Below are 19010 nucleotides of genomic sequence, written 5' to 3'. Positions count from 1 at the left end.
TTTCTGTGCATTTCTATAAAATTATAACACAATCCCCATTAAATAAGAAATAAAAAAGCATTTATATAGGGCCATAGAATTCCTACGGCCCTATCACTTTTTTGGTATTCAATTATACCGGAAGCATGAAACCTCCCGTTCTGTTGTCTCTTCCCCACATCTATAATCATTGTGTTGAAAAGTTACTAAAATTGTTAAAAGAGAGCTTAGGTACCGCCTCCTTTCGTCGCGTATTTTTTGACCTCATGCTGCAAGGTAAAAGAGATAATCGCGCCCTGCAAATAATGAGGATCCAGTTCCATTTGCAATTGTACGGAATTTTGTGAATTCATGACTTTTACCGACCCGAAAAAAGCAGTTTCGTGGTATACTGATTCCTTTCGAGAGTCCTTTCAATAAATTTCCAGTTGCCGGAGGATAGTTGAAACGGATTTTCAACGAAGGGAACTGCAATTGCACGCAAACCGTAATCATGCTGAAAATGTCTGATATCCCCAAGGTTGCTGAGATTTCCCAGCAGAATGATTTCCGATTGATTGTAATCGTTTGAATGAAAAACATGATCAACCCAATTGCGGTAGGTCTGGCTATTCCATGGGTTTACATATCCCAGTACAAGACACAAATCGCATTGTCGAAAAGCAGAAAAAGTATGTCTGGTCAGTACCCCAAAATCTATTACCAGGACATCGTATTTTTCATGTTGTAGTCGGTCCATGGCTGACAATGTTGCAGCAGGGAAAAAATCGATGCCGCACTTTCGGAAAGAGGCAGGATTGGACTGTCCGCCAATCGCGGAAAATGCACCGGAATTATTCAACTCTACACAACCGACCCATTTGTGGGTACCGCTGCTGAGAAAAGTAGAGAATGCAAGTGCAACCGTGGTGACACCTGTCCGATGAGAACTGCCGCAAATACCGATAGTAATTGTGCGATGTGTTTGGATAGAGTGCTTGTGCTTAATTGTAAAAACCTCCCTTACAGATTTAGCAGTTTTTTGAAAAAAGATAATTTTTCCTTTGTGATGCAAAAGGCATCCGAATCATCATGAAAAGACAAAACCGGACAACCAAGCGCTTTTGAAAGCCTGTGTTGATATTCCCGGTTGCCGGATGTGCAAAGTACCGTTACCCGGTCCCGATATGGGAATAAAGTTTCGTTCATAGCGATACATTTGTCGATTTGCCACGGTGATCCGTCTCCGATGAGTAACACTCTCGATGACGGCGTAAGTTGAATAGAATTGGAATTTGTATGAACAGTTATTTGGTAAAGCACCGCTGGTTCATCGATCACAATGCCGGGGCCATATTTGGGGACTCCGATAAAGTACTTGCGATAAAAGATTCCGTCTCTTATGCGAAAAGCAAGATGATTGTTAAGCGTCGTTTGGAGAAAAGTCACATCATCTTCTTCACGAAACAGGGCCGGATATCCCAACCGATTCAGTGCGCAGGTCAGCGCGATTCCGATATGACTTGCACCACAGCCATGAAAACTGCCAAGAATGGCGATGTGATTGCAGGATATTTGCTTGTCATTTGGTTTTGTTTGCAAAATGGCAGTGCGGAATGCATCCACCGTTTCATATCGAAGCATTGGATCTGCCGATTTTGCAGTTTGAATAATGGGATTTAATTCCTGTGGCAAATCATTTTCCACATGCCGGGCGAAGAATTCCACGATACAGCCCAGCGAATAGACGTCAGATGCTTCTGTTGGCGTCTCGCCCGATAAAACTTCCGGAGCTGAAAAAGCCTGATTGCCACTGACAGAAATGATTGTCTCCCCGTTGCAGCAGTTCACACAAAAGTCGATTAATTTGATTTGCCCATTGCATAAAAGCAAATGTTCCGGCTTGAGATCCTGATAATAAAAGCCCGTAATTGCCTCGTGCAGATAGCAAAAAATATCGCAAAGCTGCAAAATCCATTGATAAAAAGTCTGTGGGGAAATAATCGGTTGATGAAGGAAATATTCTGAAATGGATTCTCCATCCATCCATTCCTCAATTAGATATGTATATTCATCGTCTTCTACATAATCATATATTTGAGGGATTCCAGGGTGATGAAGACTCTGCAACAGCCTTCCTTCCGATAATAGCTCATGCGCAAATGCGAGGTTTTTGGGGGAAACCTTGATTGCATAGATTGCGCCCAGTTGAAGATGTCTGGCAAGGTATACCGACGAGCCGGCGCCGTTTCCAAGCAGGCGCAATAACTCGTATTTGCCGGACAAAGATTTGTATTTGTTTTTCGTCTGGATTCCTTTCCCAAAACAAATATCCTGTATTGACAGATATAGCACAGAATTATTGGGTGTGCAAGTATAAAATTGTAAAATAGGAACAAATAACTATCCATTATCAGTCTTTTCGCAGATTTTAGAATTTTTTAATAGACTCTTTGCTTTACTTTACGCTGACATTTGATTATAATAAGACTACTCAAAAAAGGGGTGATTGAATGAAGATTGAGAAATTAAATGACAATCAAATTCGATGCACACTGACAAAGGACGATTTGGCACAAAGACAAATCCGTTTGAGCGAGTTGGCATACGGATCAGAGAAAGCGCGGGCGCTGTTTCGCGATATGATCAAAAAAGCCAATGCAGAGCTTGGATTCAATGCTGTGGAGTCACCGTTGATGGTGGAAGCAATCCCGACCTCGGAAGAGGAAATCGTATTGCTGATTACAAAATATGAGTATCCGGATGAGTTGGATACCAGATTTTCCAGATTTACCGATCCTGATATGGGATTGTATGATCATCTTCCAAACGGTAAAGAGCATAAGCAGATTCAGAGTGTATCCGATATAATAGACATTTTCAAAAATGCACATGAGGCGAAAAAGGAAAAACCGGGCGATGAGGCATTCAAGGAGCAATTGCGCAAGCAGCTCGACAGTATGCAAAGAACATTCTGGTTCGCCGATCTTTCCGATGCAATTCGACTTGCATCCGCTTTAAAAAATCGTATCTATGGCGAGACTTATCTGTGCAAAGACACGCGTGAAGGCGGATATTATCTGATCCTTTGCAAGGGAGATTTGTCTCCGGAAGAATTTAACCGTGTGTGCAATATTGCCGTGGAATTTGCGGGCAAACAGATTCCGGCGGGCACATTAAACCGCAATTATTTTAAAGAGCATGATGCGATTATTATTGAAAAGCATGCAATTGAAACATTGACAGAACTTGCATAAAGGCATGAAAAAAGCAACCTCATTGAGGTTGCTTTTTGTTTTACGCATTTTCTTTCGCTGCAAGATCTTTCTCAATAAATTCATTGATGCTGTCTACGAGCGCGCTTGGTTCAATTCCGTGAACCATTGCAGCTTCCTCGATGGTTTCCATCTGTGAAGATGGGCATCCGAGACAGTGCATTCCAATATTTAAAAGCATTGGTGCGATATTTTCATCAATTCTGAGAAGCTCGCCAATCATTGTATCTTTTGTAACTGCTGCCATGATAAATCCTCCTATTCATGAATTGTGTGCAATTTATTATAATACCTTTTGGCAGGAAATGCAACAAAGGAAAGCACGGAAAAAGGTTAAGATTTTCTAAAATACGGTCGATATATTGAACATGAAAGGTGGAATACGATATGAAAATTAATCGAAATATGTCAGCCGTAATTACCAATAAACAGCTCCTTCGCACTGAGAATCGCCTGACGGCGTCCATGGAGCGTTTATCCAGTGGTTTAAAAATAAATTCTCCGGGCGACAATCCTTCCGGAATGGCAATTTCAAACAAAATGAAGGCACAGATCAGAGGCCTTGATCAGTCTAAATCCAACACAACCGATGCCATCAGCGTTATGCAGATTGCTGACGGAGCTTTGAATGAAGCAACCAGTATTTTGCAGAGAATGAGAGAACTTTCCGTACAGGCTGCGAATGGCACCAACTCCCTTTCCGAGCGCGAAAGCATTCAGGAAGAAATCGACGAACTGGTAAAAGAAATCGACCGTATTTCAAGTGATACCGAGTACAATACAAAGGTGTTGCTTGACGGATCATCCGATACACGTGTTTATGCAACACCAAAGTCAGCTGAGCGTATCCGCATTTCCGACCATGTACCGATGGGCAATTATGATGTCGTCGTACAGGAAATGGGTGATTATGCGCATGCGACCATGCCGGATTTGAACGGCCTGGATGTAGAAGGTGTCATTACCATCAACGGTGTAGAAGTCGGTATTCAGAAAAACAAAGTAGACAATCAGTATCAGAAAGAAATGCGCGATGCGATAGAAGCGGCAGGGGGAAGCGTGACGGATATGAACGGAAATGAGATGGAATTCCGTTCCCGCGCGACAGGCTCTTCACAGGAATTCAAAATCGTATTCCCGGCAAATATCGCAGAGGCAGCAGGTGTAGATACAGATCCGGATTGGGAATATGATCCGGAAACAAATACATACAGCACACTCCAGATTGGAAAAGACGCGGTTGTAGAAGCAGGCAACGGTCTTTCCGATACAGCAACCGTAACGGCATCGGGCAATCGAGTTTTCGTGACCGATCAGGGCGGTTTCTCCATTGATTTTATGCTCAATGACAAAGCACATTACAATGGCGAATTATATGAAGATGAAAACGGATTCACACAGACGAGCGATGGTGTGCTTTCACTCGAAGTCAGCGATGTAGGTCGCATGGTAATCCAGACAGGAGCAAACCAGTATCAGCATATTGAGGTGCGCATCCCGGAAGTTTCAAGCAAGAGTATGTATCTGGATACCATTGATATGACCGTATATCATGGACCGGAAGATGCGATGGTAACATTGGATGATGCAATCGCATACATGAACAGTGTGCGTGCCGGAATCGGTGCATATCAGAACCGACTCGAATATACCGAAGGTTCTCTGGCTGCAACAAATGAAAATATGACTTCTGCATATTCAACTTTGCTCGATACGGATATGGCGCAGGAGATGACGGAATATACACAGCAAAATGTACTTGAGCAGGCAGCAATTTCAGTATTGTCGCAGGCAAATGAAATTCCGCAAAAGGTATTATCTTTATTGTCCTAACGGAGGTAACAAATGGATCAGGAATTAAAGCGTACATTTACGCGGCGTATCAGCCAGAGCAATAAATCGGAACTGGTTGTGATTATCTATGATATTTATTTCGCGCATTCAGAATGTGCAAAGCGCCAGAAAACGGAGGGCGATTATGAAGGATATAAAGAATCTCTTCGCCTTGCGATCGGTGCACAGGATGAGCTGATTCGCGCACTCAATATGCAATATACCATTTCGGAAAATCTGCGAATCATATATCAGTATTGTAAAAACCTGGTATACCGCACACTTGCGGAAGGCAAGATGGAATATCTGGAGGAATCAGATTGTTTAATGGAAAAGCTTCGCAATTCGTTTGCGCAGGTAGCCAAGCAGGACCACTCCGAACGTATGATGCAAAACACGCAGACGGTATATGCAGGAATGACATACGGCAATGGCATTTTAAATGAAAATTATGATTACTCCGCATCAAGAGGATTCTTCGCATAGAAGAATCCTTTTTTTTGCAAATCTTGTGATTAACTGACAAAGTTTATAAAAATTTTTTAGATAGAAAGGACAAAGATTATTTGTTTTTGCAAAATATGCTGGACAAATGATTTTGACCGTTGTAAGATTCGAGTCACACACAAGCAGGGGGTGATGAAATACGAATACAGCGATATGCATTGTGATGGTCACCATCGCAATGATATCCGACCTTCGCAGCAGGAAGATCAGTAACCGGCTGATTCTCTGCGGATATGCGATTTGTCTGGTAAAAGCAGTGGGGAGCTTTTCGCCGGCAACAGTTCTGGAGGTTCTTTGGAATCTTTCTGTACCGGTTATCATAGGTTATTTCTTATATCTTCCGGGCGTCATCGGCGCGGGAGACATCAAGCTGTTATCCATAATCAGTGGCTTTATCGGACTATATCAAACGGGAATCGTGGCACTTATTGCACTCCTGATCGGAGGAATTTGGTCCCTGATACTCCTATTGCAAAACAGAGTATTGGAAAAAAACATGTTTGCAGGGATTTGCTATATATGGGAATTGATGCAGGGCAATATGATACGTTATCGGGATTTGCCGGTGGAGCGAGAGCAGTTGACCATACCTTTTTCCGTATGCATCGCGCTGGCAGTTTACGCAGTTGTGGTGATATATGGCCGGTAAAACTGAATTGGGAGGTGAAATATGGGGAAAATATCCCTCGGAATATACATAGAGGACCAGGAATACGAGAAGCGATTTTGTGCAATTGTGATGAGCAGATACCGCGCGAGTGTGCGTCTGCACATCTATTCGGAACAAAAGGAAATCCCGCAGGAGAACCAGACACATCTGGATGCGCTGCTAATTGAGACTCAGAGCGATCCGGATTTGTTCATCGGGGAAAGAAACTGCAAAGTTTTTTGCTTACAGGAGGCGGGAAACAAGAATATGTCAAAGAAGGTGATAACACTGGAGAAATATCAGAATATCGCAGCAGTCATGGACGAAATCATGCGTGAGGTCGGTCGTGAAATCTGCGAGATACGGGAGAGCGGACAATTACAGCAGACACAATTCTGGGCAATCTATGGGGTTTGCGAAAGTGAGTTTCAGCTACCGTTTTGCTTGACATTGGCGACGATTCTGGCGGAACGGGAACGCGTGATGGTCCTGGATCTGCAGGAAAACAGCGGTCTGTTCGAATTGCCGCAGAACGATTGTCTGAATCTGGAAGACGTGCTTTTGTTGACAAAGACACGGCAGATGACACTCGAAAAGTTGGAAGATGCCACCGGACATCGGGGCGAAGTGGATTATATATATCCTGCCCGCAATACAGAAATTATCAGTGAAGCGGACTATAAAATATATCAAAGTGTCATCGATTTTATCCGCGAGAATGCGGACTACCAGGTCGTGTTAATCAATTTCGGATCACGATTTCAAGGTTTTTTTGACTTATTGAATCAATGTGGGAGGGTTTATATGATGCAAAAGAAAGGCGGATTGGGGCGCTGGCGTGAACAGGAGTTTACAGCAGAACTGCAAAGGCGGGGTTACCAGTCAATCATCGATCGTATATCGAGGGTTGAGATTCCGTTGATTGCAGGAAATATCAACGATTGTGAGACCATTGTGGAGCAATGGCGGTGGAATGATTTCGGAGACTCCATTCGTAAAATGTCATATCGGGAGGCTGTCAGTGGATAGTCTGATTGAGGCCGTTCAGCGTGAAGTGCTTAATCGGCTTGATGTGACACGCGATTTTACAGATGAAGAAGTGCGGGAACAGATCACCGCAGTTACGCGCAAACAATTGTCAGACCGTGTCCTGTCACTGCGGGAACGAGCGCTGATTGAGACGAGTGTGTTTAACAGTTTGCGGAGGCTGGATGTCATTCAGGAACTGGTTGATGACGAGAATGTAACAGAGATTATGGTAAATGGAGCCAATCATATCTATTACGAGCAGGATGGGATAATCCGAAAGTTTCAAAGGCATTTTGCATCGGAAGAAAAACTTGAGGATATGATACAACGAATCGTTGCAGCGCACAATCGTGTGATTAATTTGTCATCACCGATTGTGGACACCAGGCTGGAGAACGGATCGCGCGTCAATATCGTGTTGCCGCCCGTCTCATTGGGCGGAGCAACCATGACCATCCGCAAATTTCCGAAAGATGTGGTTACCATGCAGCAGTTGGTGCAATGGGGAAGCATCAGTGATGAAGCTGCAGATTATCTGGCAGAGATGGTCAGACGTGGCAAATGCATCCTTGTAACAGGTGGGACAGGATCCGGAAAAACGACAATGCTCAATGCGCTGTCCGAGTTTATCCCTGCGCAGGAACGGGTGATTACCATAGAAGATTCCGCAGAACTGCAGCTAAACGGGATTGAAAATCTGGTTCGGCTCGAGACGCGCGAGGCCAATCACCAACATGTCAGCGAAATCACCATTCGGGATTTAATTCGCACAGCCTTGCGCATGCGCCCTGACAGGATTATTGTCGGGGAATGTCGTGGCGCAGAGGCATTTGATATGCTTCAGGCAATGAATACGGGACATGATGGCTCAATGTCGACCGGACATGCGAATTCCTGCAAGGATATGTTATCCAGATTGGAAATGATGGTGCGAATGGGGATGGATCTGCCGCTTGCCGCCATTCGATCGCAGATTGCATCCGGAATACATTTGATTGTTCATGTCAGCCGCATGCCCGATCATTCCCGCAAAGTGATTGAAATTGCAAAATTGAATGGAATAGAGGATGAACAAATCGTCCTCAAGACTTTGTTTCGATGGGAGGATGCATCATTAAAACAGATACAAAAAGATTTGAAATAATCCTGGCCATAATTTGTGCAGCCGGAGCGCTGGCTGTGTGCGGATTTTTGCTGTATGACAGCATGTGGTTACTAATCGTAACTCCGGTGGCGACTTATCCGGTTTATAAGGTGATACATGGATATTTTGAACAGCGAAGAAAGAGGCAGTTGCAGGAAGATTTTTTGATTGTGATTGCATCAGTGGTATCGGATCTGAGGGCCGGAATCTCGATGGAAAATGCGTGGAAAGAAGCATGTATTGTGCTTCGGCAGGCATATCCGGACCGGAGGAAGCTGGGAATCATGCAGGAGGAAATCAATGCGATTTCCCGTTCACTGGAACTGAATATCCCAATTGAACAACTATTACTGGAATTTGCATCACATCATGATGATGAGACGATTACCAACTTTGCGGAAGTGTTTCAGTTTGCCAAACGCACCAGCGGCGATCTGATCCATGTCATGGAGCATACCATGATGCTGATGCGGGAAAAAAACGAAATCGAAAAAGAGATAGAAGTGATGATTGCGTCCAAGCGGATGGAGCAGAGAGTCATGAATGTGCTTCCGGTTTTTATGCTGTTGTATTTGCGGGTGGCGGCAGCGGATTATTTGTCGGATATGTATCACAATTGGATTGGGATTGGTGTGATGACAGTGTGCCTGCTGATTTATATCGGGGCATTGATGCTGTCGCAAAAGATGATGAGAATCAGGTTCTAGATATGGGAGGAATAAAATGAAGGCGCTACATCTTATCATATATCTCAGCGTGATTGCAGTTTTGCTCTATGTATCGCGCCTGGAGAAACAAAAAAAGAAGCTGCAGGAGCAACGTAGAAAATTGAAGCTCGATTATCCGGAAATCGTTGGAAATATGGCGGTTTTTGTGAGTGCAGGAATGCCGATTAAGTACGCTTGGAACAAAATATCCGCTCGATACAGCACAAAGCGGAACAAAAAAGAACATCCGGGATTCGAATTATTTGTGACAGGAACAAAGCGGATGGCGGACGGTGAAAGCGAACGTTCTGTATACCATGCACTTGCAATAAATGCAGGGATTATCGAGTATGGCAGGCTTTCACGATTGCTTGTTCAAAACCTTGAGAAGGGCAGCCGAGCTTTGGCTCCGCTGTTGGAGGATGAGACAGAAGCCGCATTTGTGGAGCGCAAACGAATGGCACTCAAATCGGGTGAAGAAGCAGGGACGAAAATGCTCTTCCCCATGATGCTAATGATGGGCGTTGTGATGGCAATTGTGATGACACCGGCATTGCTTAATTTTAAAGTATAGGAGGGATTAATTATGTTTAAATTAAATAATTTTATCGAAGATGAAAATGCGGTAGGAGTGGTTGAACTGGTTTTGATCGTGGTCGAGAAGTACTTTATCTCTTATTCATTATAGAATCTGTAGAAAGAATATATCTATATGTCTGTATCATATCCATCCTATCAATCAATATATCAGTATCAATAAGAAGGGGGGTCTTTAATGTTTACCTATAAAGAGTTACATCTCATTGATAAAGGTTATTTCAAGGTACTTAGGTATCCTGTAGAGGATAACTTCATTGAGATTCAAAGTAAAAATACAAAGGATTCGTGGATCATTCAAAAGAGGAATCCTGCTTATTCAGAATATCCTATTATCCTTTATCATAAACATCCAGGTCAGAAATATTATCATAGGCATTGGCAATGTTACAACGTATCACAATGCATCAGATCCATTAAATCCCATGATGAATATTCCCTTTTGAGGAAGTGGAATGAACGTTTTATTAGACGTCCTAAATATAAGTGTGTGTAGGACTTTTGTTTCTTAAATTCATGTTTTTGCTCCTTTATTAAAACGATAGTATATCAGCCATCACATCACTGATATTTTCATCTGTAGCTGGTTCTGGGGTATCCCATGTTTCGGGACCGGAGGAAACACAAGAAGAAGGATTAGCCTCTGTAGTTCCCGAGACAATGGTGATATTTCCACCGAGCTTAGCTACGATTTTGTCTGCTAGTTCATCAAGTGGCAGTTCGTTTGAGGAATGGTTGTTATGACGCTCTGCAAGTTCATACAGAGCTGTCACAACCATTTCATTGGCACTGCTAAAGCCGTATTCGGCATAGTTAGAAATTGCCTTTATTGCCACCTGATCTTTGTGTGTGTCATAGAATCTGATGGTTTTGGCAAAGGATTTCATTACTTTAATCCTCCGTTTCTTATCTGGTAGCGGATAAGGTCTTCATAACCTTTCGCATTGATATGAACATCATCGATTACAGTAGCTTTTGGATACTTCTCAGCATCAAGGAAGTTCTTAATGATTGTAGAACCACCACCGATAAAGATAAGCTGAGTTGTATCAAGGTTGAACTGTAAGGCGCGAAGCTGTCCCATAATGTCTTCCACGTAGGTTTTAAGGTCGTTCTGAATGACTGTAAGATACTTAGGTGGAAGATCAACGCTTGAACCGGTAATCATTACATCCTTAAGTAAGATTTCATCTGCTTCACCGTTAAACTGCTCTCTTAGGTGTTCATTGATTTTGTGCATACATGTAATGGTTCCAAGAGAAAGGCTCTTGCAGTTACCAGCATCAGCTTTTCTCTCACGGATAGGCATGATATCAATCGTCCAACTTCCAATGTCGATAACAACAGCAAGTCTGCTGAATTTGTTGATATAGTTCACGATTCCGGCATAGCCCTGTGGATATACATTTATACTTAAAAGGTTGATGCTATAGGTTACATCTTCATACTTGAAAACAAGTTTACGATTGCACTTGTAGTAATCAAGCATAGGTTCTTTTTCGGCTCCCATACGTGTAAGTGGAACACCTACACCAAGATGGATGTCAGCCTGAGTCATGCCCTGCATCTTAAGTTCTTCTGCGATAGCAGCTTCGGTGAGAACAAGCATATCCTCGTTATTCATTTTAGATTCCTGAATGGTAATCTTAGGATTGCCAACTGAATAGAATCCCTCATTTGTCTCAACCACCATGCTTGAAATAGGTGGCTTTGTGGAATGCTTAATCACTCCACTAGAAAATACTTTGTGTGATGTCTTTGTGTTACCAAATCCAACGTCTACTCCAATAATTAATTCACTCATTTTAAAATCCTCTCTTTCTTATAAATTGTTAACTAGGTCAAATTCTGAAGAGCTTTTCTTTTTAAGCTCAGCAGTTAATGTTTCAATGTTCTTTTCTAAAGAAATAATCTTTAGCTTTAGTAATTCGTTTTCTCGTCTGGTAGCTTTTAGAAGAGACTCTTCTTTTCTGTTAATAAAGACTTTTCCGGTTTGTAAGGTGATAGCATTTGTAAGTGCTTCGTGAACATCTTTATTTTTGTAGAAGTAGTCTCTAGAAAAGCCAGTGCGTCTTACGAGTTCTGCGACAGTGACTTTTTCGCCATCCTCAACCATTTCCGAAATTGTGGTAAGGGAAAGGTTTAGCATAGCTTCAGATCTGTCGTGATTGCTTTTTAGCATGTTTGTGTAGTTTGCCATTAGTTCCAACCTCCTTTGTATTTATTAATGGTTTTGTCCTTTTCTTCTCTAAGTTTTTTAGTGCCTTCAGCAAGGACTTTACTTGTCATTCTGCGGTAGTGCTTAACAGATGAAGTATTGGCATGTCCAAGTAACTTGGCGATAATAGAATCATCAAGTCCCATATCACAAAGTCTTTTTCCATAGGTCTTTCTGAAAAGATGAGTACTTACAGTAAAGAGTTCTCCGTGGTCATCACGTAAGTCGTTTTCAATAATCATGCACTGTACTCGGTAATACATTGCTCCATAGGTCATAGGCTTATCAGGATTATTGTCGTCAACAAAGATATAATCTCGTGGACCGTAATGTGATGTTGTGTATGCAATGGCACTTTCAATTAAATTTTTAATATCATCGTTTATAGGCTTTCGATAACTTCTGTTAACTTTGGCCTGATGAATGGTGATGTATAAGTGTCCGTTTTCATCTTCTCTAATACAATCCGTTCTTAAGGTAAGTGTCTCAGAGATTCTGCAACCTAAGATTTCATGAAGAATCATTAATCGTCCGGTCTGAGAATCTAGAGTTTTAAATCCTCTATTTAAAGTTTCAAGCTCGCTATCCGTATAAAAGCGAAAGACTGGAATATTGTTCTTTGGAATATCTTCAGGGAAGAATAATTTCGTAAGAGAATATTCATCTATTACAAGACCTATGGTGGCTAATATAATCTTTAGAGATATAAGCTCTGTGCGATAGTTCTTGCGTCTAGTATCTTCCGTATTTAGGTAAATCAAGTAAGACTCAATTACCTCTCGATCAATTTCGGCAAAGGATTCTATTTGAGGGTAATCCCTTGCAAGATATTCGGTGAAAACATTAATTACATGTACATCATTTACTGCTGTTCTTGCAGAAACTTCCTTGAGACGAAAGAGAATAGCTTTCTTTGTTTCAGCTTTCATCTTGTCTTGAAGGATGTTCTCAAAATTGATGCTAGCAATTGTGTTAACCGGAGGACGCCTGACAGGAAAATCAAGCCTATCCAATATCCATATATCATCCTCAAAATGGAATAATCCGTCATCATAGGTAAAGTAAGAAAGGATGGTCTTTAGGTACTTAAAAAACGGATGTATCTTTGTTTCTGGATGTAACTTGTTTCTCTTATTACTGGTAATGGTTAAAGGTATCTGATGCTTCATAGCCCAAATTTTATATTTTCTAATACAGCTATCTTTGTCTAAGTCATATAAAGACTTGATGGATGGATAGGTATCGCATAAAAAGTCAGCTATGTGGCCAAAGCATCGTCTTTCATTGGTAATACTGGTAAAAGATAATTCCTTTCCCCTTGCAGTAATGAATTCTCGAAATTCTTCTATTAAGGAGGACGGTAATATATTAAGGTTGAAGAAGTACTCCGGATGATAATGTGCGGAGGATTGCTTCTTCTTTGGAACGTCTTTGTAGCAGTCAAGGTCTCTATAGAAGATGAAATTGTCCTTAGGTAAGCAATAAAAATGTGCTTGGCCTATGTAGCGAATAGCAGGATGCAAGACAAAACCATCTATCTGTTTTCTTCTAGGATTAATATTTTTGTCATGGAGAAAACCAATCATTCTTGCTGTAGCTGATTCAACATCAAGGTCTAACATAGATTCAAGATCCGGATAACAGTTGGATATGAATTCAGCAAAGAGCATGTAGCTTCTACGGTCTATGTAAAGACTTAAAAAGGTTAGTGTGTTCCCTCGCTCTAAGATAAAAGGAGCTAACTGCTCTTGGAGAGAAAGCGTTGGAAGTAGGCTTAAATCAAAGCCATACTCCGGTTTGTAGTAGTCGGATTTTAAGTCTTTTTCCGTTAGGTGCTTATAACTGTTAAATTCTTTAAATTTTAGTTCCATTGAATGCCCTCCTTATTTTTGGTAGCGAAGTATTCTTCATTTAATTTGTCTATCTTATTTGGTAGATGGTCGATGTAGTGCTTGGTCATGTCTTCGCTAGAGTGTCCTAAGTATTCTCTGATGCACTGAATATTGGCGCCATCGTTGTAAAGCTCCGTGGCAAGTGTGTGTCTGTAGCCATGGGGTTTGAACTTATAGGTTTCAGATATTCCATACTTGTCAAAGAGAATATTCATCTGCTTTCTGAAGGTTCCAGAGCGGTAAGGTCCGTTTGTATGTGGGGCTTTAAACACATATTCATCTGGAGCGATATTGTTTCGCTTGATGTATTCTGTCATAAGGTCGTAAAGCTCTGTTGGTATAGGGATTCGTTTTTCTCTTTTGGCTTTGTTCTGATAGATCAAAAACCAAGCGGTTGAGCCATCAAAGAGGTAAGCATTTCCTTTTATTGTGCAGACTTCATTTATTCGAATACCTAAACACCAAAGATTTAAAAACATTAATCGAAGCTCCTCAGGGAAGTATCCAAGCACCTCGAAAACTTTTCTTTGATCTTCCTTTGAAACGGAAATGTCGTTGTGTTTGTAAACCTCAAATCCTCTGTATTTTTCAAAGTGAAATCTAAGAGGCTGTATACATTCTTTTGCTTCTAAGTAGTAAATGAATTTAGAAATCTCACCTAGGTGCGAATTTATAGTTGCAACACGGACATCTTTTCTTTGCAAGTAATTGATGTAGTTTTCAAGGTCTGCCTTTGTAAGCTTAGTAAGGTAAATGCCATTTTCATCGAAGTAGAAAAGCATTCGCTTTACATTGTTGTAAATCATGTAAATAGATGTAATTGAAAGTCTCTGAGAAAGACCAAGTAGGTATTTCATGTAGTCTTTCAGTAAATCAAGGTTTTCTGTTATTTCAACATCATCAAAGTAGAATGCTTCACATGGATTTGAAGGATTTACTCTTCCTTCTGTAAAGGAAAAGCGCTCTAAAAACCAAGCGGATGCATCCCAATCAATTGATGGTGCATTTAAAAATGTAAACTTTCGTATTCGCTTAAATGCAGCTCTAGAACATGTGGTGCTCTTTATTGGTAATGTATTTAAGTACTCTATAAATCCTTCTACTTCAGCATTTGTAACCTTTGAAATATCATCAATTTCATGCTCAACACAGTATTTGTATAAGTACCAAAGCGGAGTAATACGATTCTGAAGAAGCATATGTGTAGTTACTTTGTCTCCGTCTTCAAGGTTGTATTTTAGTAATGCAAATACCTGACGCTTTAAAACCTCAGAAACATTGAGCGAAAAATCAAAGAAAAGCGGTTCCTTTACCTGCGTATATTCAAACTGCTTTGCAATTGCGATGTTCGGATGATATGTAAGGTAAATAAGCTTGTTCTCATAACGAAGTACATGTGGATGTAAATCGTTCATTGACTGCTCAATGGCATATAGCTTTGCTCTATCGATGATCTTTATATATTCGATTCGTTTGGCTACAAAGGTGTTTGATATGTAGCGTTCAAACTCTACTCTGTCGACTGCATCAATATCAGCTAAGTCAGTGATGTTTCGTAATGCTAAGAAGAACTCCAGCTTGTTTCGCTTGGCTCTGTCCTTGATGACTTCTTTTAACTCAGGAAAAGACTTTCCTCTTAAGCGGATTATCATTTCAAGAGCTGATGCAAAGTGAGCTTTCTGTGTGTCTGTAATTGTTGTACAAGTCAAAACCATGTTGTAGAAATCAATTGCAGTATCAAGGTCTACGTCATCTAAGGAAGTTATTCTTCGACTTAGTAAGAAGCTCTCAATTAAATCAATACCGGTAGCTTCTTTGTATCCAGTGCGAATGATTTCCTCATGGACGTAAGAATATTCAATTTGTGCTATTTTCAGTGCGCCCATAAGGCAATCTCCTTTCGTGTAATGTTTTTCTTTAGGATGCTTAGCCACTACTCTTGGCTGTAAGAGAATCTGTCAAGCCGGGGTAAAAATATCAGTAGGTAGGCTTTACAGATGAACGAAAGCCATATCATAAGTGCGGCATCCTAAAGGAAGTCGTTAATGTTGACAAACTTCATAGATTCAACGAAGTAGTTGTCGTTTGCTTCGGCAAGCTCGTCATCTTCAACATTTAGGTAAGCTTCTGTAGTAGCGATGTTCTTGTGACCTAAAGAAGTTGAAATCTGTGCCATGTCCCAACCAGCTTTTCTTCGCTCATTAGCAAAGTAGTGTCTAAGCATATGGGAATGTCCGCTAATACCACATCTCTTTTCTAGTCTTTCAAATAGGGAATTTACACCACTTAAGGTAAGGGGCTTTCCCTTGGAAGGACCGCTTTCAGAAACAAATAGGTAATCTGTGTTTTTGCGAAGCTCGGTCGTATCAGTTAAATAAATCATGAGAAGGTCAAATGTAGAGTTTGAAATTCTTGCTCCACGTTCTTCTGCATATTTCGCATAAGCACCGTTTGGATTTGTTTCTCTGTAGCGAACAAATACTTTCTTGTTTTCAAAATCAATGTCTGTCGTATATTTAATTCCTAAGATTTCACCGATACGAAAACCGGTTTCTTCCAAAAGAAGAAGTAAGAGCTTGTCTCTTTTGGTTCGTGCTGATGAAATCAAAGTGTGTAAATCATCTTCTGTAATACTCTTTGCATGATGTTCTTCTCTGGGAAGATAACCATGAAAAGTCTTTACTGTCTTTGCATATCGAAGTCCAATGGAGTTGGTATATACAAAGGTGGAATCTCTAAGTACCTTAAGTGCAGTGCCGTTGTCATATTCGAGGATTACGAAATCGTAAAAATCGAAGATGCTTCTTAAGTAGTCGTTTGCTGTGTTGTTGTCAGGACATTTGCCTGATGCAGTATGTCTGCCTGCCCTAATAAAGTGTAGGTAGCTTGTGAAATGCTCCTGCTGTTCAAAAGCGGAAAGCTCTAGCACTTTGTTGATGGTAAGTTTGTTGTCCTCAAGGTAGTTAAGATACCAGGTAAGCTTTAATGCTATGTTCTTTAAAGTCTTTTTCTTTCTGCCAAGATTCTTTTTGAATTTTAGATACTTGGTAGGAAGTGGAACAATTGAGTTGTTGGAAGTGTCGCGGATGATAAAGTACACGATTGTTCCATTAGAAACTGAATCAACGATGTATCTGCTCAATCCGCATCACCTCCCTTCTCAATCATTTGCGAATCAGAACCTACGCTGATAAATCATCTTCTGTGAATGGCTCATATCTTTTGCTTAAATCAACGCGATTAATCATGTGGACTGTTTTGTAGACGTAGCCAAAATCCATGAGATCTAAGTAAAGCTGGCCGTTTTCTTCCTTTGTGACGAAGCCATATTCATCAGCAATGGAATTCATTTCATCCATTGATAATTTGGTAAGCTCGCAAAACTGCTTTGGTGTAACCCAAATGTGTCTAAGCATATGTGTGTCCTCCTTTCTTAAAATTTGTATGTAAACTCCGGTTGGAGTTGATACCAAAAGTCCTTTTGTGATATCACCTATGGATATCATGGAAGAAGTGGTAAGTGTGGATGCTGTATCAGGTAAGCATTTATAAGTGATTGCATCCGATTTACTTCTTATCCCTCTACCTTATATTTGGACCGAGTCAGAACTGATTACTAAAAAACTCGTGTAAATTTTTAAAATAAATTTCAAAAAATATATGGGCTTATGCCCTTTCATAAAACATATGGGACAGTTCAGGTCTGAATCTGCAGAAATATATCCCTCTATATACATTTGGGGGTCTAAATCGCTCATTACTAAACTGAAGCAAAAGTTTTTATAAAATGATAGTAAAGTTATAATTTAACCATCACTTTATCTATATTATACACAGAAAATACAGTAAAGCAAGATAAAATTATAATTTTATAATCATAAAATGATAGTTGGCGGATTATAAAATGATAATGGCGAGCTGGAATATATTGGAAATACAAGAAAAAGTATATTCAGATTATAATTTTAAAAAGACAAATATATCATTTTATGGTATGATTGGATTTGAATGGAGGATTATGCCATGAGACGAAATGTAGATCCAGATTATGAGTTTGATAAAGACAGATTTGCAGAAGTACTTAAAGCTGCAATAGGCGACAGATCATATTCCGCCTTTGGAAAAGAAGCAGACATCAGTTTCGGATACATCAGTAAGTACATTAATAAAAAATGTGATGTATCACCGACTGTTCAGACGCTTAAGAAAATGGCAAAGGTAGCGAAGGTGACTTATGCAGAACTGTTAGAAGCAGCTGGATATGATTCAAATAAATATGACGAAGATGATATCAGTGCGACTATGGTAAATAGTGAGTGGTCGCCAATGAATACACTTCTACCAACACTTTGTAGAACTGGGTTTAAGTGGCAGTTTGTAAGTGATGGAACTGCCGGAGCGCCACTTTCAGCAAAGATTGAGGGAGCACCATTTGACGCATGGTATTTCATTCCAGTAACAAAAGAATTAGTTACAAAGGAAGATATATTGGCAATCATAGGTAGTAAAGAAGCTGAGGTAATTAACCCAGAATCAAAGGTTACATTTCTTACAGCAAATAAGGAAGTCTATAACCAAATGAGGGATATCGAGCTTAATCTCATATCCATTAGAGTATCTGTAGCGATTGTAAATCAAGCGGATGGATTGGTTGGAGAAGAAACTTATTTGAAGACGAGTATACAAATAACAGACAAAGATAGGGTGTACGTATTAACGGACAAGGGTAATGATACAATTACACCGTTATCGTTATAGAGAAGAAATATGGATGAGATGGAATTGTTTAAGGTGGTGCATAGTGAATTATTGATGTCTATGCAGTATCTAGAGCAGGATTTGAAGATTATTTTTGCGACAATAAAAGATGGTAGGTTTGATGACAATTACGAGATTTTAGCAGATGCTCCACTAGGAAAAGTGCTCAAAGAGTTTCGGAAATTGGATAAAGAAAAAGGATTTGCAAAGATAAAACCTAAGGATTATGAGTTATTAGAAGAAATACGAGAAATTCGTAATTATTGGGCACACCAATGTTATTTGGATTTCCATTACATTGAAGATTTGCAAGAGAAGTATGAGGCTTTTCAGGATGTAAAGGAACGATTGCATTATGATGAGCAACGTGTATATGATCTTCAACAGAGAATGGAAAAATTAAGAATAAGTATAGCGAAAAAATATAGAAGAAGTAGGTAATA

20 protein-coding genes are annotated in these 19010 nt (G+C 40.4%); 10 read left to right on the top strand and 10 right to left on the bottom strand.

All coding sequences use genetic code 11. The annotated features are described in order from the left end of the window. Positions 1–337 precede the first annotated feature (337 nt). Both CSX02_RS01690 and CSX02_RS01685 read right to left on the bottom strand, forming a co-directional pair. Positions 338–1033 (bottom strand): hypothetical protein, encoded by a 696-nt coding sequence (locus tag CSX02_RS01690; protein ID WP_143248120.1) that lies wholly within the window; start codon positions 1031–1033, stop codon positions 338–340. Next, on the bottom strand, positions 982–2244 hold the full coding sequence (locus CSX02_RS01685) for a serine/threonine protein kinase (RefSeq protein ID WP_189281279.1): 1263 nt from the start codon (positions 2242–2244) through the stop codon (positions 982–984). The genes CSX02_RS01690 and CSX02_RS01685 overlap by 52 nt, the downstream gene beginning before the upstream one ends. 227 nt (positions 2245–2471) lie before the next feature. Here CSX02_RS01685 and CSX02_RS01680 point away from each other — a divergent pair, with 227 nt between their 5' ends. Then, positions 2472–3215, top strand: a complete 744-nt coding sequence (locus CSX02_RS01680) for an adaptor protein MecA (protein ID WP_099385395.1) — start codon at positions 2472–2474, stop codon at positions 3213–3215. A 40-nt stretch (positions 3216–3255) separates the two neighbouring features. Here CSX02_RS01680 and CSX02_RS01675 read toward each other — a convergent pair whose 3' ends face one another. Then, positions 3256–3480 (bottom strand): DUF1858 domain-containing protein, encoded by a 225-nt coding sequence (locus CSX02_RS01675; protein ID WP_031542515.1) that lies wholly within the window; start codon positions 3478–3480, stop codon positions 3256–3258. A gap of 140 nt (positions 3481–3620) precedes the next feature. Here CSX02_RS01675 and CSX02_RS01670 point away from each other — a divergent pair, with 140 nt between their 5' ends. The 7 genes from CSX02_RS01670 to CSX02_RS01640 all read left to right on the top strand — a co-directional run bounded on the left by CSX02_RS01670 (position 3621) and on the right by CSX02_RS01640 (position 9676). Continuing rightward, positions 3621–5066, top strand: coding sequence for a flagellin N-terminal helical domain-containing protein (locus tag CSX02_RS01670; RefSeq protein ID WP_031542518.1), 1446 nt, complete (start codon positions 3621–3623; stop codon positions 5064–5066). Between the two features lie 12 nt (positions 5067–5078). Beyond that, positions 5079–5552 (top strand): flagellar protein FliS, encoded by a 474-nt coding sequence (locus tag CSX02_RS01665; RefSeq protein ID WP_099385394.1) that lies wholly within the window; start codon positions 5079–5081, stop codon positions 5550–5552. A gap of 184 nt (positions 5553–5736) precedes the next feature. Beyond that, positions 5737–6222: an A24 family peptidase gene (locus CSX02_RS01660; RefSeq protein ID WP_099385393.1), complete on the top strand. Its 486-nt coding sequence runs from the start codon at positions 5737–5739 to the stop codon at positions 6220–6222. A 21-nt stretch (positions 6223–6243) separates the two neighbouring features. Then, on the top strand, positions 6244–7251 hold the full coding sequence (locus CSX02_RS01655; RefSeq protein ID WP_031542526.1) for a hypothetical protein: 1008 nt from the start codon (positions 6244–6246) through the stop codon (positions 7249–7251). After that, positions 7244–8395, top strand: coding sequence for a CpaF family protein (locus tag CSX02_RS01650; RefSeq protein WP_242970393.1), 1152 nt, complete (start codon positions 7244–7246; stop codon positions 8393–8395). Before CSX02_RS01655 ends, CSX02_RS01650 begins: the two co-directional genes overlap by 8 nt. Next, a complete protein-coding gene (locus CSX02_RS01645; RefSeq protein ID WP_099385392.1) occupies positions 8350–9102 on the top strand; it encodes a type II secretion system F family protein in 753 nt (250 codons plus the stop codon). The genes CSX02_RS01650 and CSX02_RS01645 overlap by 46 nt, the downstream gene beginning before the upstream one ends. A 16-nt stretch (positions 9103–9118) precedes the next feature. Continuing rightward, complete coding sequence (locus CSX02_RS01640; protein WP_051637817.1) at positions 9119–9676, top strand: hypothetical protein; 558 nt, start codon at positions 9119–9121, stop codon at positions 9674–9676. Positions 9677–10232: 556 nt separating this feature from the next. On the opposite strand, the gene CSX02_RS01630 is transcribed toward CSX02_RS01640, so the two are convergent. The 7 genes from CSX02_RS01630 to CSX02_RS01600 form a co-directional block, all read right to left on the bottom strand. After that, positions 10233–10586 (bottom strand): hypothetical protein, encoded by a 354-nt coding sequence (locus tag CSX02_RS01630; RefSeq protein ID WP_099385391.1) that lies wholly within the window; start codon positions 10584–10586, stop codon positions 10233–10235. Next, a complete protein-coding gene (locus CSX02_RS01625) occupies positions 10586–11503 on the bottom strand; it encodes a ParM/StbA family protein (RefSeq protein WP_099385390.1) in 918 nt (305 codons plus the stop codon). Before CSX02_RS01625 ends, CSX02_RS01630 begins: the two co-directional genes overlap by 1 nt. Before the next feature lie 18 nt (positions 11504–11521). Then, positions 11522–11899 (bottom strand): DUF6262 family protein, encoded by a 378-nt coding sequence (locus CSX02_RS01620; RefSeq protein WP_099385389.1) that lies wholly within the window; start codon positions 11897–11899, stop codon positions 11522–11524. Further along, on the bottom strand, positions 11899–13788 hold the full coding sequence (locus CSX02_RS01615) for a tyrosine-type recombinase/integrase (protein ID WP_099385388.1): 1890 nt from the start codon (positions 13786–13788) through the stop codon (positions 11899–11901). Before CSX02_RS01615 ends, CSX02_RS01620 begins: the two co-directional genes overlap by 1 nt. Next, positions 13779–15695, bottom strand: a complete 1917-nt coding sequence (locus CSX02_RS01610) for a tyrosine-type recombinase/integrase (RefSeq protein ID WP_099385387.1) — start codon at positions 15693–15695, stop codon at positions 13779–13781. Before CSX02_RS01610 ends, CSX02_RS01615 begins: the two co-directional genes overlap by 10 nt. A 143-nt stretch (positions 15696–15838) precedes the next feature. Beyond that, on the bottom strand, positions 15839–16951 hold the full coding sequence (locus CSX02_RS01605) for a tyrosine-type recombinase/integrase (RefSeq protein WP_099385386.1): 1113 nt from the start codon (positions 16949–16951) through the stop codon (positions 15839–15841). A 40-nt stretch (positions 16952–16991) separates the two neighbouring features. Beyond that, a complete protein-coding gene (locus CSX02_RS01600) occupies positions 16992–17225 on the bottom strand; it encodes a hypothetical protein (RefSeq protein ID WP_099385385.1) in 234 nt (77 codons plus the stop codon). Positions 17226–17832: 607 nt separating this feature from the next. Here CSX02_RS01600 and CSX02_RS01595 point away from each other — a divergent pair. After that, positions 17833–18567 (top strand): helix-turn-helix domain-containing protein, encoded by a 735-nt coding sequence (locus CSX02_RS01595; RefSeq protein ID WP_099385384.1) that lies wholly within the window; start codon positions 17833–17835, stop codon positions 18565–18567. A 9-nt stretch (positions 18568–18576) separates the two neighbouring features. Continuing rightward, positions 18577–19008, top strand: a complete 432-nt coding sequence (locus CSX02_RS01590; RefSeq protein WP_099385383.1) for a hypothetical protein — start codon at positions 18577–18579, stop codon at positions 19006–19008. Positions 19009–19010: the final 2 nt, after the last annotated feature.

The organism is Agathobacter ruminis (assembly GCF_002735305.1).
In the GTDB taxonomy this organism is placed as follows: Bacteria; Bacillota; Clostridia; order Lachnospirales; family Lachnospiraceae; genus Roseburia; species Roseburia ruminis.
Note: the sequence above shows the minus strand (reverse complement) of the source record. Positions and strands in the feature narration are given on the sequence as shown.